Source organism: Fontibacter flavus (genome assembly GCF_042432905.1).
Lineage (GTDB): Bacteria > Bacteroidota > Bacteroidia > Cytophagales > Cyclobacteriaceae > Fontibacter > Fontibacter flavus.
Map to the genome: position 1 here is coordinate 234,266 of NZ_JBHLWI010000009.1, position 15,607 is coordinate 249,872.

12 protein-coding genes are annotated in these 15,607 nt (G+C 39.7%); 4 read left to right on the forward strand and 8 right to left on the reverse strand.

The annotated features are described in order from the left end of the window. Nucleotides 1-368 precede the first annotated feature (368 nt). The 4 genes from mnmE to ACFFIP_RS05595 all read right to left on the reverse strand — a co-directional run bounded on the left by mnmE (nt 369) and on the right by ACFFIP_RS05595 (nt 4,829). Nucleotides 369-1,751 carry a tRNA uridine-5-carboxymethylaminomethyl(34) synthesis GTPase MnmE gene (gene mnmE, locus ACFFIP_RS05580; protein ID WP_382386585.1) on the reverse strand — a complete coding sequence of 461 codons (1,383 nt, stop codon included), beginning with the start codon at nt 1,749-1,751 and terminating at the stop codon, nt 369-371. Nucleotides 1,752-1,753: 2 nt separating this feature from the next. Continuing rightward, nucleotides 1,754-2,203 carry a thioredoxin family protein gene (locus tag ACFFIP_RS05585; RefSeq protein WP_382386586.1) on the reverse strand — a complete coding sequence of 150 codons (450 nt, stop codon included), beginning with the start codon at nt 2,201-2,203 and terminating at the stop codon, nt 1,754-1,756. A 611-nt stretch (nt 2,204-2,814) separates the two neighbouring features. After that, nucleotides 2,815-3,477: a metal-dependent transcriptional regulator gene (locus ACFFIP_RS05590; RefSeq protein WP_382386587.1), complete on the reverse strand. Its 663-nt coding sequence runs from the start codon at nt 3,475-3,477 to the stop codon at nt 2,815-2,817. Between the two features lie 455 nt (nt 3,478-3,932). Further along, nucleotides 3,933-4,829 (reverse strand): glycosyltransferase, encoded by an 897-nt coding sequence (locus tag ACFFIP_RS05595; RefSeq protein WP_382386588.1) that lies wholly within the window; start codon nt 4,827-4,829, stop codon nt 3,933-3,935. A 288-nt stretch (nt 4,830-5,117) separates the two neighbouring features. Between ACFFIP_RS05595 and ACFFIP_RS05600 the strand changes: the two genes are divergently transcribed. Further along, nucleotides 5,118-5,936: a 2,3,4,5-tetrahydropyridine-2,6-dicarboxylate N-succinyltransferase gene (locus tag ACFFIP_RS05600; RefSeq protein WP_382386589.1), complete on the forward strand. Its 819-nt coding sequence runs from the start codon at nt 5,118-5,120 to the stop codon at nt 5,934-5,936. 18 nt (nt 5,937-5,954) lie between these two features. Next, complete coding sequence (locus ACFFIP_RS05605; RefSeq protein ID WP_382386590.1) at nt 5,955-6,557, forward strand: tetratricopeptide repeat protein; 603 nt, start codon at nt 5,955-5,957, stop codon at nt 6,555-6,557. A gap of 150 nt (nt 6,558-6,707) precedes the next feature. Here the strand turns inward: ACFFIP_RS05605 and ACFFIP_RS05610 are convergent, their stop codons facing one another. The 3 genes from ACFFIP_RS05610 to topA all read right to left on the reverse strand — a co-directional run bounded on the left by ACFFIP_RS05610 (nt 6,708) and on the right by topA (nt 11,126). After that, entirely contained in the window at nt 6,708-8,039 is a 1,332-nt protein-coding gene (locus ACFFIP_RS05610) for a flavin-containing monooxygenase (RefSeq protein WP_382386591.1), read from the reverse strand. Then, nucleotides 8,032-8,724 carry an SIR2 family NAD-dependent protein deacylase gene (locus ACFFIP_RS05615; protein WP_382386592.1) on the reverse strand — a complete coding sequence of 231 codons (693 nt, stop codon included), beginning with the start codon at nt 8,722-8,724 and terminating at the stop codon, nt 8,032-8,034. The genes ACFFIP_RS05610 and ACFFIP_RS05615 overlap by 8 nt, the downstream gene beginning before the upstream one ends. An 80-nt stretch (nt 8,725-8,804) precedes the next feature. Next, nucleotides 8,805-11,126, reverse strand: coding sequence for a type I DNA topoisomerase (gene topA, locus ACFFIP_RS05620; RefSeq protein ID WP_382386593.1), 2,322 nt, complete (start codon nt 11,124-11,126; stop codon nt 8,805-8,807). A gap of 155 nt (nt 11,127-11,281) precedes the next feature. Here topA and sixA point away from each other — a divergent pair, with 155 nt between their 5' ends. Together sixA and ACFFIP_RS05630 are read left to right on the forward strand one after the other, a co-directional pair. Continuing rightward, entirely contained in the window at nt 11,282-11,764 is a 483-nt protein-coding gene (sixA, locus tag ACFFIP_RS05625) for a phosphohistidine phosphatase SixA (protein ID WP_382386594.1), read from the forward strand. A gap of 121 nt (nt 11,765-11,885) precedes the next feature. Next, the gene (locus ACFFIP_RS05630; RefSeq protein WP_382386595.1) at nt 11,886-12,953 is read left to right on the forward strand and encodes an agmatinase family protein; all 1,068 of its coding nucleotides are present in this window, start codon (nt 11,886-11,888) and stop codon (nt 12,951-12,953) included. A gap of 56 nt (nt 12,954-13,009) precedes the next feature. On the opposite strand, the gene ACFFIP_RS05635 is transcribed toward ACFFIP_RS05630, so the two are convergent. After that, a complete protein-coding gene (locus ACFFIP_RS05635; protein WP_382386596.1) occupies nt 13,010-15,604 on the reverse strand; it encodes a TonB family protein in 2,595 nt (864 codons plus the stop codon). Nucleotides 15,605-15,607: the final 3 nt, after the last annotated feature.

Here is a 15,607-nt window from a genome sequence, read left to right on the forward strand (position 1 = left end):
GTAGTAACCATTATCATTTGTATTTTGAAACCAATGACGCTAAACCTCAAACGGTCTCCCAATACATGAGATTTAGAAACAGGAATTTAGCTTCAATCAGCAGGTAATCAATTTCTGAAAAACCATATAAAAAAGTGCTATTACTCAGACAAGGCATCTTAGCACTTTAATTTTTTTAATAGTGAAAATCTCAGAAGCTATTCGAATATATTCACTCTTAAATAATCTGTTAATATACCGATTCTCTGGAGAACTACTTATTAATCAGTTGGATCTGCGTTCTATCGATTGAGGCTATTTCAAGGGAGAGGTTAAAAATCCCATTATATAAGAATAAATAACCTTTGAGGTCTCAAAAACCTCAAAGGTTATTTCCCGATACAGAACTTACTGAAGATATTCGCCAACAGATCATCAGTAGTAATCTCACCCGTGATCTCGCCAAGGTAGTGCAAAGACCTGCGGATATCCATAGCCAAGAAGTCATTGGTAATATGGTTATCCAAACCGGTCAGCACGTCGAGTAGGGACTGTCGGGTTTTGACCAGGGAATCGTAATGCCGGATATTCGTGACAATGGTATTACCTGTCTTGAATTTATCCAAATTCACCAATTCCAATATCCTGTTTTTCAAAAGATCCAGATGCTCTTTTTGGGCGGCAGAAATAAATATCGTATCTGGATGCTTTTCTTTTAAGTCATTGATAAATTGAGGATTGGCTTTATCTATTTTATTGGCTACTTTAAGGAAAGGAACGCCCAGGTTCTCCAGTTTGTTGATGTCCCTATTGATCTCTACCATATCTGTATCTCCCAAGTCAAAGAGGTAAAGGATCAAGGAAGCCGTCTTCATCTTTTCCTGCGTACGGCTGACGCCTATAGCTTCTATGGTATCGGTGGTTTCCCTAAGGCCGGCAGTATCGATAAACCTGAATATCACACCCCCGATATTGATTTCATCTTCGATAAAATCACGGGTAGTGCCCGCAATATCGGAGACAATGGCTTTCTCTTCATTGAGCAAAGCATTCAATAGGGTAGACTTACCTGCATTGGGTTTGCCAGCGATGACCGTAGGAACTCCGTTTTTGATCACATTCCCCAAGTCGAAGGAAGCGATGAGTTGTTCGATTACGCGAAGCAGCTTTTCCACCAAGATTCTCAAATCATCTCTGCTGGCGAACTCCACATCTTCTTCGGTAAAATCCAGTTCAAGCTCTATCATGGAAGCAAAGTGGATCAGTTCAGCACGGAGTTTGGAGATTTCACCTGAAAAACCACCACGCATCTGACTGATGGCGGCCTGATGGGAAGCCTCGGAATCCGAATGGATCAGGTCGGCTACTGCTTCCGCTTGGGCCAAATCAAACTGCCCGTTCAAAAATGCCCTTTGGGTAAACTCACCGGGTTTGGCCGGTCTGGCACCATGACGGATCAGGAGTTTGATCACTTGATTCACGATATAAGAAGAACCATGGGTAGATATTTCCACCACATTTTCTTTGGTAAAGGATTTTGGGGCAATGAATAAGGATACCAATACTTCATCAATAATTCTTTCACCATCTCTGATAGTTCCGAAATGGATGGTATGGGAATCCTGCTTTTCAAGATCTTTGCCTTTGAAAACTTCATTGGTGATGCGTATGGCATCTTTACCGGAAAGACGTATTACAGCAATGGCACCAACTCCCTGTGGGGTGGCCAAAGCGATGATGGTATCTTCTTTTTCGTGAAGCGAAAAACTCATGTTTATTTATTAAATCTTGCAACGATTCCGGTCAAACCTTTTAAGAAAGGATCCGGTTGACGGTAACCTGGATATTGGGTGATGTTTTCCATTGTCGCATCCATGATCACAAAGTTAGGATAGGAGCTTACGCGCATAGCCCTTGACATGGTAGCTTCAGTGTATTCTTTGCCTTTAAAACTGAATTTTCGTTTGGTATCTTCTGCGTTCATTTTGACGGCATAAAAGTTTTCATTGATAAAGTCAATGACTGCGGGGTCAGTGAAAGTTTCTTTGTCCATTTTTTTGCACCAACCGCACCAATCGGTGTAAACATCCACAAATACCATTTTGGGATTCTCAGCTGTTTTGGCTGCAGCTTCTTCAAAAGTCAGCCATTTGATTTCAGTTTGGGCGATTGCGGCTGAGCTCATGAGAACTGTTAAAAAAAGAAATGATAATATTTTTTTCATCTATTCAATTTATTAAGGGTGCTCCAATATAAACGAAGGTAATATATTTCAAGTTCATCAGGTTCCAAAATCTATTCCAATTTGTAGAGGCTAGATGCGAGATACTAGAAACGTGAAGCGAGAAAAAGACTAATTGAAGGGGGATTTTTGAAAATGGATTTCGAAATGCGGCCAAAAATTACATGTCTCATTTTACAATGTGCTTGGTACATATTTTTATATACCCTTTTATAAGCACTCATCTCTAACACCATGGATATTCTCAAAATCTCAATGTTCTCCTTAGTCTTGGTACATCGTACTTGGTACTTGATACAAATAACATGTTGACTTTCCTTTTCCGAAATCCTCCTTCCGAAATCCGACTTTTTTTGTCTTATGCCTTGCCTCTTGGGTCTAACCGCTTTTCAATATAAGGTTTGAATATTCAAAAGATTTTTCTTTACCACAATAGAAACAGAGGGCACATAGTTGGCTAAGTATTGCATGTTTTTTAAAATTATTATGGTCAGGTCTTGACTTTCCTTTTCCGAAATCTGACTTTTTTTGTCTGTTAGACTAATATCTAGTATCTATGTCTCTCGCCTCTAGTATCTAATCTCTCGCCTCTACTATACCATTACCAAAATATTCCCAGCCACATCCTTGGACATAAATATGGTCTTTTTGTTATCGACCAGGATCTCTACGGAACCATCAAAATCCACTTTGTCCAGAATCTTGATCCGGGCACCGATGTAGGCCCCAACCTTGTCCAAATACCTGAGGAAAGCGGCACTGCTATCCTTGACGGCGACTATCTGACCCGTTTCATTAAGGCCAAGTTCAGCCAAGGGCAACCGCGGTCTTGCCCTGACATCTCCATATTCGTCCGGGATAGGATCTCCATGGGGATCGAATTTTGGAAAACCCAAATATTCATCTAATCGCTGTATCAGAATTCGGGATTGGATATGCTCCAGTTCATCGGCTACCTCATGCACTTCATCCCAGGAGAACTTCAATTTTTCCACCAAAAATACCTCCCAAAGCCTGTGTTTTCTGATCGTCTGTAAGGCGATTTTCTTTCCCTCTTCTGTGATATGTACACCGTAATATTTCCTGTATTCAATCACCTGTTTCTCCCCAAGCTTCCGGAGCATGTCGGAAACGGAAGCAGGCTTGGTTTTGGTTTCAGCAGAAATATCATTCGTGGACACACCTTTTTGGCCACCTTCCGAAAGATGGTAAATGGCTTTCAGGTAATTCTCTTCAGCGTAAGTCAGGGTAGTCATGGTTGGTTTGTTTAATAAAGGACAAAGATAGTAATTTAGATCACGCTAAAAAATAATTTAACCTAAGCTAAAACAGCTGTGGATAACCCTTTTTCAATTGTTATCAATGTTTTAGTATAGCCTAAAAAATAAAATAGGGTTGTCTAAATATTGATTTAAGACATTGAAAACCAATAAGTAATACTTATGAATAAGAATGGTAAAGGCTGATGAGTTATAATTTTTTAGAGTTTCCAAAAGTGTAAAATGGGTTTCCTGAATGGGGTAGAAGTGGATAACTTTTTTAAGCCATGTGGATTAAAAAATCAATAGAGACCTTGATCTAAAAATGAAAATCTACTGAGATGGCTGATTTATAAAAGGGAATCTAGAAGAATGATTTGAAATAAAGGCTTAAACAATGAGGACCTTCAGGGATTCAATAGAAAAAAATAGGATTGAATATTTATAGGAATTTAGTCCCTAATATCTTTTTGATCTTGACTTGAGGTATTAGACATTTGGGCAATCAACTGCAGGAATTTACCCTGATCACCATTCCATAAAACCTCCTCTCCAGGGGGCTGTATAAAATAGGTTTGGCTCATTGCTTTTTCCAGGTTTTCCTGAGCATTGGCCAGGTCCTTAAAATCTACTGCAGTTCCAGCAGGATATTTTTCCATGATACCTGTCCAAAATGGATTTGGAGAAAACAATGCAGGCTTTCCCATTGCCATACATTCGAAAAATTTACTTGGTATTTTATTGACGATACTTGGAACTTGCCAGTAGGGCATCAACACAATATCACTGGTTTTGTATGCTTCCAAAATATCCTGATAATCGACAGGAATATCTGAAACCTGCATGCTGATTGCCTCATGGCCGGCTACCTCTTTTTCCAATTGTAAACGGTATTCAGCCAAGGTTACATGTCCTATAATATTCAAGGAATAGGAGGGGTATGCCGGCAAAATATTTTTAAACCATTTCACTGCTTCCAGGATTCCGTAAGCAGGAGTGATGGTACCGGAAATTAAAAAATGCATGTCTTGATTTTCCTTGAATTTTATTGGATCATGAACCTTGATTTTTCCAAAAAATTTATTTTCCAAAACAGAAAAGGGCCTTAAATGCTTTAATTCGGTAATATAACAGTGTTCAGAAAATATATAGTGATCAACAAATCTTTTTGTTCCTTTTTCTATGGCATTTACGATGATGACTGCTGTTTTCTTTTTCCAGCCTTTTAGGCTTTGGTTATATTTCAGGTTGAATATGTAATTTTCCTGGACATCATAGATGATTTTTCCTCCGAAAATCAGCTTAGCTAGGATTGCAGAAGGCAGCAATTCCCAAGTTGAAATGATCATGATTTGGGGCCTGGTATTTTTTAATATTCGAAGGAATCTAAAGCTCGCCAACAGTCTTGAGAATGCTTTCCTGTTATTTGAAAAAATTGAGTTGAATTTTATATTTTTCTCTGAGGCTTCATTTTTTGATGAAAATCCTATGATGTTTATCTGGTATTTATTTGTTTCACGCAGTGATTGTCCAAACCTGTAATATGCCCTAGGGTCTTTTAATGGTTTAAGCACCGAAGCTATTATAATTTTGATTTGTGACATTTTAGGGAAAACTTAATCTCTTAGACCAAAAATATGGAAATATTAAAATCTATTATTGAAAACGCCTGGGAAAACAGGGAATTGCTAAAAGAAAAGGATGTTGAGATTGCGATCAAAACGGTGATCAGTGATTTGGATACCGGAAAACTCAGGGTTGCGGAACCTCTGGAAGACGGCAGCTGGCAGGTGAATGACTGGATCAAAAAGGCTGTGATTCTTTATTTCCCTATACAAAAGATGCATACCATTGAGGTTGGTCCTTTTGAGTTTCATGATAAGATGGCTTTGAAAACCAATTATGCCAAACAGGGTGTAAGGGTAGTGCCTCATGCTGTAGCCCGTTATGGAGCTTATTTGGCAAGTGGTGTTGTGATGATGCCTTCTTATGTAAATATCGGTGCTTATGTAGATAGTGGCACGATGGTTGATACATGGGCTACAGTCGGATCTTGTGCCCAAATTGGCAAAAACGTCCATCTCAGTGGCGGTGTAGGTATTGGAGGGGTCTTGGAACCTGTTCAGGCTGCGCCGGTGATCATTGAGGATGGGGCTTTTATTGGTTCAAGAGCGATCATTGTTGAAGGAGTAAGGGTAGGAAAAGAAGCGGTTATAGGTGCAGGGGTTACCTTAACAGGAAGCTCAAAAATTATTGACGTAACTGGTTCTGAACCTAAAGAATATAAAGGTTATGTGCCACCAAGATCTGTGGTGATTCCTGGTTCTTTGACCAAAAAATTCCCGGCAGGAGAGTTTCAGGTGCCTTGCGCTTTGATTATCGGTCAAAGAAAGGCTTCTACTGATCTCAAAACCTCCCTCAACGATGCATTAAGAGAAAATAATGTAGCCGTTTAAAATAGATTAAATTTAATAATGAGAGTATTTCAATGGGTTTTTGCCTCCCTTATAGGCATTATGTTCTTAGTTTCTTGTTCTGGTGGTGAGTCGAATAAAGGTGATAGCTATTATACCCAAGGTGATTATGAAAATGCCATTGTGGCTTATGATACTTACCTGTCGACCAAGCCTAAAGATTTTAAAGCTTTGTACAATAGAGGTAGAGCTTATGAAGAGTTAGGGGAATATGAAAAAGCAGAGCAGGATTTTCTATTGGCTTTGGAGCAGGATAGGAAAAACACGCAGATTTTGCTGAGTCTTTCCAATGTCTATCAAAAGCAGAAGAAGCACAACAATGCCTTGTTGTATGCCGAGTATGCTGTGGAAGTTCCTGGAGCACCGGCAATGGCTTATTTTATGAAAGCAAGGGCTTTGCATCAAATAGGGAATACGGATGAGGCGTATAAAGAATACAGCACTGCGATCAAAATGGACAAAGATTTTGGTATGGCCTATTATTACAGAGGCATGCTGAAGATTGCAACAGACAATAAAAGATCCGGTTGTGAAGACCTAAGAGCAGCAGTGAAACTGAATTACGAAGAAGCACAAGAGGCTTTGAATAAGTACTGTAATTAATCAAGAATAAAAAAAAACCGGGCTCCTCTGAGAGAGTCCGGTTTTTTTTATGGATTTACTATTCAAGGCATGCTAGTGAAGTACTATTCCCAGCCAAACCTCATACTGTTATTTTTTAGACACGAAAAAATTATAACCTGATCAATTTTTTCATGAACCGATTGATTCTTTGAGCATTGATTTCTTGGAAACATAATCTTTGGGCAGGTGTTTCAAAAGGTCTTTTTTAAACTTATGGTAATCTACCGTAATGGTATGTCTTGGTGTATCTATTTGCTTATAATGAGGATTTTTCACTTCCAATTCACAAAGTTCTACAATATTTGAAGGCCGTTCCCATTTCTCGGCCAATTCCCTGGCCATAATTTTTGACTGAAGTTCAGCGCCTGGCCATATACAGCCTAATGGCTGAAACATGCCTATAAAATACAGGTTGCGGTAGGTTGGGTGAAACATTTTCAAGTATAAAGGAACTGGACCTGAACTATAGTCAATAAAGTTTTCATCAAAAAAAGGGTGGGAGAGATAGTATCCTGTACAGGCAATGATCACATCATAATTTTCCTCTTTTCCATCTTCAAAGATTACTTTTTTTCCCTCCAATTTTTTGATATCCATTCTGGGTTTGACCTTTCCATGTCGGATTTTGTACAGCAACTCATCATTGATGGTGGGGTGGGTTTCTCCAAATTTAGTTTCAACTTTGCGAAGTCCATAGAGCTTATTGTCTCCGACCATGATTTTCAAAAGGATATCGAAAAAGAAACTTCTGATTTTCAAGGGTATCCAGGAACTTCTTTCTCCGATTTTATCAGAGGGTTTTCCAAAGAAAAATTTTGGAATAATCCGGTAACCTCTTCTCCAGGATATGGCAGTCATTTTACTTACCCTGCTGGTTTCCACTGCCACATCACAGGCAGAATTGCCTCCACCGATTACCAAAACCCTTTTATCTTTAAAAGGCTCAGCTTTCTTGAAATGATGGGAATGGATAAATTCCCCCGTAAATTCCCCTGGATAACTTGGCCATCGGGGGTTCCAATGGTGTCCATTGCTAACTACCAGATCAGTGAATTTCTCAGTGGAACGAATGCCCTCCTTTTCTGTAGTAATCAGCCACTCCTGATCATTTATCCGTTCACAATGTATAACCATGGTATTGAAGCGGATATGCTCATAAAGGCCAAATTTTCTGGCATAAGCCTGAAAGTATCTTCGCAGTTCATCATGGGAGGGGTAATCAGCAGTCTCAGGATCAAAATCATCAAAAGTAAAATCCTCATATTGAGATAGGGTTTTGGAGCTGATGATATGGGTGGTCTCGAAAACACTGGAATGGGATTCATCTTCAGAATAAATCCAGTTACCGCCCACTTCATGGTTTCGATCAAAGGCAATGGCTTCCAAACCTTGGTCCAGGAGATTTTTCAGCGCGGTGATCCCGGAAGGACCAGCACCGATGACGGCTATTTTTTTAGACATATTTCTCTTTGATTTGAGCTGACATGATTTTGGTTCCCACAGATGCAGGGGCTTCAATTTTTATGAGGTTTTCAATAAAACCTGTCTCAGGAAGTTTGATATCTATGATATACTTGGGAATTCCCTTTTTCGCATACTGGATCAGACCAGCGGCAGGGTAGACCAACATGGAGGTGCCGATTACTGCAAAAATATCCGCCTCATGGGCAACTTCAATAGCCGCATCCATCATGGGAACCATCTCTCCAAACCATACAATGTAAGGACGCAGCTGACTGCCTTTTTCGCATTTATCGCCTAATTTTAATTCCCAACCTTTCATCTCATACACCAAAGAAGGATCTAAAGTGCTTTGTGATTTGAACAGTTCTCCATGAAGATGGATAATTTTGGATGATCCTGCTTTTCCGTGCAGATTGTCTACGTTCTGGGTTACTATGGTGACATCAAAAAATTCTTCCAATCTGGCAAGTTCCTGATGCGCCTCATTAGGCTGACAGGTCAAAGCTTGCTTTCTCCTTTGGTTGTAAAAATCCAGGACAAGTTCGCGGTTTTTGCGCCAACCTTCAGGAGAAGCGACTTCCATGACGTCATGCCCTTCCCAGAGACCTCCGGCATCCCGAAAGGTACTGATTCCACTTTCAGCGGATATTCCTGCCCCTGTTAATACAACCAATTTTTTCATTTTGATTTTTGCCTTAATCTAGCAGGAATACAAGCAATATTCAAATAAAAAAGCGGACCTTTTTGTATCCGCTCTGAATGTTAAGCTTTCTTTTTTGTAAATCTTCCTGTCTTCTTTACTGGTTGATTTTCAATAATTTCAATTGTTTCAGCGTAAGTAAGACTTTCAGCTTCTTTATCCTTTGGAATCTTGAAATTATTTTTTCCAAATTTGATATAGGGACCCCATCTTCCATTGAGAATCTGGATTTCAGGATTTTCCTCAAAGGTCTTAATGTGCTTTTTCTCATTGGCATCCCTTTTCTCAAGAATCAATTGTATGGCTTCTTCTTCAGTAATGCTCAATGGATCCATTTCTTTTTTCAAAGAGACAAATTTACTGTCATGTCTGATGTACGGACCAAATTTACCAACAGCTGCCACCATCTTTTTATCTTCAAACATGCCCACATCTCTTGGCAATTTGAACAGTTCCAAAGCCTCTTCCAAGGTGATGTTTTCGATAAACTGCCCCTTTTTCATGCTGGCAAACTGTTTTTCTTCATCCTCTTGCTCGCCAATCTGTACCAAAGGTCCAAACCTTCCCAACCTGGCGATAACGGGCTTACCTGTTTTTGGGTCTTTGCCCAATTCCCTGGAACTACTGATATCAGCACGGGCCACATTGGCAGTTTCTTCTACTCGGGTATGGAATTTGCCATAGAAGTTTTCAATCATATCCTGCCAGTCCTGACCACCATGGGCAATGTCATCAAATTCCTTTTCTACCTTAGCAGTAAAGGAAAAATCAATCACATTGGGGAAATGCTCTACCAAGAAATCATTGACCACCATGGCTATATTGGTAGGAAAGAGCTTGTTTTTATCTGCCCCTGTGATTTCAGTTTTTTCTGATTTGGTCAATTTGCCATTGGAAACTTTCATTTCCACATATTTCCTTTCTGTACCTTCTCTGGATTCTTTAACCACATAATCCCTTTTTTGGATGGTGGAAATAGTTGGCGCATAGGTAGATGGACGACCGATACCCATTTCTTCCAGCTTCTTCACCAAGGAGGCTTCAGTATATCTTGGAGCAGGCCTGCTGAAGGTTTCCCTTCCTTTCATTTCTATTAAATCCAGAAGTTGACCTACGTTCAATGGAGGCAGAAGTCCTTTATTGCCATTTTCCTCATCTTCTGGTTCGTCATCGGTACTCTCCAAGTAGACTTTGAGGAAACCTTCAAATTTGATGACTTCACCGCTTGCGGTTAATTTTTCAGGGGTGGTAGAAATCCCAATGGTTGCCACCGTTTTTTCCAGTTTGGCATCTGACATTTGGGAGGCGATGGCCCTTTTCCAGATCAGATCGTATAGTCTTTGTTCATTTCTATCACCTGTGACCTCATGTTTGGAAAAATCAGTAGGTCTGATGGCTTCGTGGGCTTCCTGTGCTCCTTCGGATTTGGTGGTGTATTTCCTTGACTGATGGAATTCAGCGCCATATGCAGATTTGATCTCATTTTCGGCTGCCTGCATGGCATCCTGGGATAGATTGACACTGTCAGTCCTCATGTAGGTGATTTTACCCGCTTCATAGAGCTTTTGGGCTACGGACATGGTCTGCGCAACAGAGAAATACAATTTTCTACTGGCTTCCTGTTGTAAGGTAGAGGTCGTAAATGGTGGTGCAGGAGACTTTTTCCCGGGTTTAGTTTCCAGATTTTCGATCGTGAAAACCGCATCCAAACATTTCTTTAGAAAATTCTCAGCTTCTTCCTGGGTGTCAAATTTTTTGGGAAGTTCGGCACTTAATACCTTGCCTTTGACATCAAATTGGGCGGTAATCCTATAGGAAGATTTGGATTTGAATTTTTCAATTTCCCTTTCTCTTTCTACAATTAATCTTACTGCTACGGATTGTACCCTACCTGCGGATAGACCTGTTTTGATTTTTTTCCAAAGGATAGGTGATAATTCAAAACCAACTAATCTATCAAGAATCCTTCTGGCTTGCTGGGCATTGACCAGATCAATGTCTATGCTTCTAGGGTTTTGGATTGCCTTGGTGATGGCATTTTTGGTAATTTCTCTAAAAACGATTCTTTTTGTGTTGCTGTCATTGAGGTTCAGGACTTCTTTTAAGTGCCAAGAAATGGCTTCTCCTTCTCGGTCATCATCACTTGCCAGGTAAACAGTTTCAGCATCTTTGGCCAAACTCTTCAATTGCTTGATTACCTCTTTTTTATCAGGAGTGACTTCGTAGGTAGGCTTAAACCTGTTTTGGATATCAATTGCTTTATCTCCTTTTGGAAGATCACGCACGTGGCCATAGCTGGAAGCAACCTTAAAATCTTTACCCAAATATCCCTCGATAGTTTTCGCTTTGGCAGGCGACTCCACGATGACTAAATTCTTTGACATATTAAACCGTTTTTTAAAGAATGGCTCGCAAATGCAATCCGTATAAAAGCCTAAAAATAGAGGGCTTAAAATTCCAATCCAAATTTAAATTGTTTTCATCTAATCTACTTGAAGATAATTCCGTATATATTTTGTGCCAGTTGATTTTATCCTTCATGAAAAACCCTAAAATATTTTATCTCATGAGACATGGTGAAGCCGATGCAGGATTTGGTATGTCAGGAGATGCTGTTAGACCACTGACAACCAACGGTAAAAGCCATGTTTTTAGAGTAGCCCAAGTTTTGAAAAAAGATGTTGTTCAGTTTGACAGAATTCTTTGTAGCCCAGCTGTAAGAACCAGGCAAACTACAAGTATTTTGACTTCAGAGTTACCTGCAAAAAATATCCAATATGAGGAAAAAATCTATGAAGCTGATCCGGATACCTTGTTCAGATTGATCAATCAGGTTGAAAATGAAGTGAATCACCTTGCTATGGTCGGGCATAATCCTGGTATTTCCGGATTGTTGACTTACCTGACGGGAGACAGATATATCTCTTTGCAACCGGGCATGTTGGCGATTATTGAAATCCAAGTAGATGAATGGAAAGAAGTGGGGAGAAATACAGGGATATTGAAGGAAATATTGCAATAGAATTTTTTTGTCAATCACCTTTTGATTTTATTTGCTTAGGTTTGGTTACCCTCTAGAAAACCATAAATCGAAGCGCAGCGAATCACTATTCAGTAATTTAGATTATTAACCAAAAAACAATATGTCATTAAAGCATAGAATTATAGAACAGTTTGATCCTAATGGGGTAAGTACTTATGAAGGTATTTTTGGATTGCCTTTTAACGAAGAAACTGCTGACCTGATTATCATCCCGGTGCCTTGGGAAGTTACGGTTTCTTACTCACCAGGAACTGCCGATGGTCCTGATGCGGTATTAAATGCTTCTTATCAGGTGGATTTGTTCCAAAGCGATATACATGACGCCTGGAAAATGGGCATACATATGTTGCCTGTTTCCAATGAAATCCATAACCTTAGCAGTAGTCATAGAATCTTGGCAAGGAATTATATCCAATGGCTTGAAGCAGGGTCGCCTGAAGAGGATTTGGAGAGGTTTGCAGCTGTACCGGATATCATCAATAAGGCATCTTTAGAAATGGTAGACTGGGTTTATGCCCAAGCAAAAAAATACAGGGAAATGGGCAAACAGGTAGCCCTTCTTGGCGGTGACCACAGTACGCCGTTGGGTTTGATCAAAGCTTTGACAGAGGAGTATGATAGCTTTGGTGTTTTACAGATCGATGCCCACGCTGACCTGAGAAAAGCCTACGAAAATTTTGAGTACTCTCATGCTTCGATTGCTTACAATGCACTGAAATTTCCACAGATCAGTAAATTGGTTCAAGTGGGCATCCGCGATTATTGCCAGGAAGAAGCCATTATGGCTAAAGAAAATAACCGAATCCATACATTCTATGATAAAGACATCAAAGAAGATATGTTTGAAGGAAAGGCCTGGAAAATTATCTGTGATGATATCGTGGAACAATTGCCGTCAGAGGTTTACATCACCATTGATATTGATGGATTGGATCCGAAGTTATGTCCACATACCGGTACTCCTGTGGCTGGTGGATTTGAAATGGAGCAGGTGCTATACCTCATGAAACAGGTGGTCAAAGCCGGAAAAAGGATAATTGGGTTTGATTTGGTGGAAGTCGCACCAGGACCTCATGGAGATGAGTGGGATGGAAATGTAGGGGCAAGGGTACTTTACAGAATGGCTAACCTATTTGGTGTTTCTCAAGGGAAATTAAATCTCAAATAAAAAGATAAAGGCCAGTTGATAAGCTGGCCTTTATCTTTTCTCTTTAATTGAATTTTTTAATCTTTGGTATAGATAACAATAACGCCATTCAGCCCTTTTTCTCCATGAGAAGCTGCGAGTTCATTCGCTTTTTCTCCTTTGAGCACTTCCATGCTTTTAATTTTCTTAGGATCAATTTCTTTGTCAAGATTGATACCGGGTCTTGCTTCCCCATTGATGATAAATAAGGGTTGTTCTTTGGTTTGGGTCTTAATGTTGACGCCATCCTGCATGTTTAGGTACCCATTTAACTCATTGACTTTAAAATTATTTTGGCTGTTGGCAGTACTTTGGTAATAAGTTACCCCAATTTCATGTGGTTCTTTTGATCTTACAGAGGCATTTTTGTTGGCTAGCATAAAGTTAATGGGCAAGACAACTTTATATTTTTCCTGCTTGCCATCCACAAGCCACTTCTCTTTATTCTGATCAAGTACACGGAGTACTTCCTCATCAAATGATTTGTCAGAGCTATTGATGATGCTTATGGATTGGAAAAGACCATCTTTATTAAGTGTCAACTCCGCTCTTACTACACCACTGATTTCTGATTCCCTAGCAGCTAGGGGATATTTGATATTTCTTCTTACATAAATGTTAAAGGCTTCTGAAGGCTGGATTCCTGTTTCCGAATAAGAGGGGCTATCCAAGGTTGCTACTCCGTTTAATGAAGTATGGGGCTCCGGTAATTTAAACCTTATCGGTAACCTCATGCGTACGTTTACATCTTTTCCGCTTTGTTTTCCTGGTATCCAAGCGGGACTTTCTGAAATGACCCTTAGGGCTTCCTGGTCCAGGCCTCCTCCAATGCCCCTTAGTATCTCTGGGTTTTCAACTTTACCTTCTTTGGTTACCACAAAAACCACATAGACAGTACCTTCAATTCCCTTTTCTTTTGCAAAATCAGTGTATTTCAAGTTTGTTTTCAGGTAATTTTTCAGAGCTTCCATACCTCCCTCGAATTCAGGAGCATCCTCTACTACATCAAAAACCTCATCTTGTCCATAAACAATGTTTTGATGAACAGGTTCATTGCCTTTTGGATTAAAAAAGGTAGAGGCCGCATTTGCAGTGACGTTGTTTTCAGGAGAGAAAGCAAAAGTAACTGTTTGGAGCATCTTAACCGGCTTCCCGTCTATTTGTGCTGTTTTCCAACCTTGATAGGCAGGCTTGCTGATTTCTTTCAGGATCAGGTCATCCAGTCCACCTCCAAAACTTGTTTTGATGACAGGCTTTTCGATATTACCTACCTGATTGATGACAAATTCCACTTCCAATCTGCCACCGATTCCAAGCGCCAATTCTTTTTTGGGTATTTCCAGATTTCGAATTAACTCCAAACTCCAATCCGAAAGACCTTGCCGAGGCTCTGCTTTTCTATCTACTTGATCTTCCCTATATGTTTCGGGGTACTCTTTTCTGATTTGCGAAGTGTTCCGAAGGGATTGAATCAGGCTTCTGACCTTGATATAATCTTCATCAGTATTGATTTGACTGAATTCATATTGCAGTTCCCCGATTTGAGCCTTAAGTAAATCACCTTCAAGAGGATGGATATACTCATAATGCAAAGGACTTTTGATCTTTTTGACTTTCATGTGGATATCCAATGAGTCCTGTGAGGCCAAAAGTAGGTTACGGATATTTTCTATATTGTCCGTGAGGCTCAGTGGAATAAGTTTGTTCCCGGAATTGGTTTTCATGGAAACCAGGGCCATCAATGCCAGAGAAAGAGGAAATACCATCAAGGTTTTCACCCAATTTGTTTTTGCTGATTTTTTCATCATCATGATTCGTTTGAGGGTTGTCGATCTTATGAAATAATTACCGATAGGAAGATCTATTCCCTTAAAAGCCATTTTGACGATCAGTTTTGGATATATTTCTTTATGTGAAGTTTCTTTTAATACATTTTCATCTGCGAGGTATTCATGGACATCTACAAGCGCATTTCTCAATAGGTGAATGGCTGGATTATACCAGAAAATCACACTCAAAACCTGATAGAAAAGTACATCATACGAGTGTCTTTGCCTGATATGGACAATCTCATGCTGGATGATCTGTTCTTTTTCTTTAGGAAGCAGTTCTTGTGTATCATCCCAAAACAACTTGTTAAAGAAAGAAAAAACAGGTGTAAGACCGAAAGTCGGAATCAGGAAATAATTGTCCTTAAGGTTAAAGGAGGTTTGGTACCATCCTTTTTCCCATATCAATCTTAATTGGATAAAATTCCAAAATAACCGAAAAGAAAGAAATATGATTACTGCAAAATAGGAAAGGATGAAGTAATCCTTGAATTCCCACAAAATAGGTAGCTTGGTACTTTCAACGGTGACCTCAGGAAGGCCAAAAGTCGCTGCAATTTCATCGGGCGCTTCCTGAATGGACAGCGCCCGGTAAAACTGCGTTTGTTCTAATGAGATATCAGGCTTATCAAATCCTACCGGTATGCTGATCAAAGGGAAAATTAACGCCAGAATTGGCGCAATCAACAAGAATAACCTGGTGACATGGAAAATTTTCTCATTTCTAAGGAATATCCAATATATCCCGTAGAAAATCAGCATACAAAAGGTGCTTTGCCAGATATAATCAATTAAAACAGCCATAGG

What these genes read in the sequence shown, in the direction of transcription:
- topA (WP_382386593.1), bottom strand. Translation starts at nt 11,126, where the DNA reads ATGTCAAAGAATTTAGTCATCGTGGAGTCGCCTGCCAAAGCGAAAACT.
- ACFFIP_RS05590 (WP_382386587.1), bottom strand. Translation starts at nt 3,477, where the DNA reads ATGACTACCCTGACTTACGCTGAAGAGAATTACCTGAAAGCCATTTAC.
- ACFFIP_RS05610 (WP_382386591.1), bottom strand. Translation starts at nt 8,039, where the DNA reads ATGTCTAAAAAAATAGCCGTCATCGGTGCTGGTCCTTCCGGGATCACC.
- ACFFIP_RS05585 (WP_382386586.1), bottom strand. Translation starts at nt 2,203, where the DNA reads ATGAAAAAAATATTATCATTTCTTTTTTTAACAGTTCTCATGAGCTCA.
- ACFFIP_RS05635 (WP_382386596.1), bottom strand. Translation starts at nt 15,604, where the DNA reads ATGGCTGTTTTAATTGATTATATCTGGCAAAGCACCTTTTGTATGCTG.
- ACFFIP_RS05630 (WP_382386595.1), top strand. Translation starts at nt 11,886, where the DNA reads ATGTCATTAAAGCATAGAATTATAGAACAGTTTGATCCTAATGGGGTA.
- ACFFIP_RS05605 (WP_382386590.1), top strand. Translation starts at nt 5,955, where the DNA reads ATGAGAGTATTTCAATGGGTTTTTGCCTCCCTTATAGGCATTATGTTC.
- sixA (WP_382386594.1), top strand. Translation starts at nt 11,282, where the DNA reads ATGAAAAACCCTAAAATATTTTATCTCATGAGACATGGTGAAGCCGAT.
- mnmE (WP_382386585.1), bottom strand. Translation starts at nt 1,751, where the DNA reads ATGAGTTTTTCGCTTCACGAAAAAGAAGATACCATCATCGCTTTGGCC.
- ACFFIP_RS05615 (WP_382386592.1), bottom strand. Translation starts at nt 8,724, where the DNA reads ATGAAAAAATTGGTTGTATTAACAGGGGCAGGAATATCCGCTGAAAGT.
- ACFFIP_RS05595 (WP_382386588.1), bottom strand. Translation starts at nt 4,829, where the DNA reads ATGATCATTTCAACTTGGGAATTGCTGCCTTCTGCAATCCTAGCTAAG.
- ACFFIP_RS05600 (WP_382386589.1), top strand. Translation starts at nt 5,118, where the DNA reads ATGGAAATATTAAAATCTATTATTGAAAACGCCTGGGAAAACAGGGAA.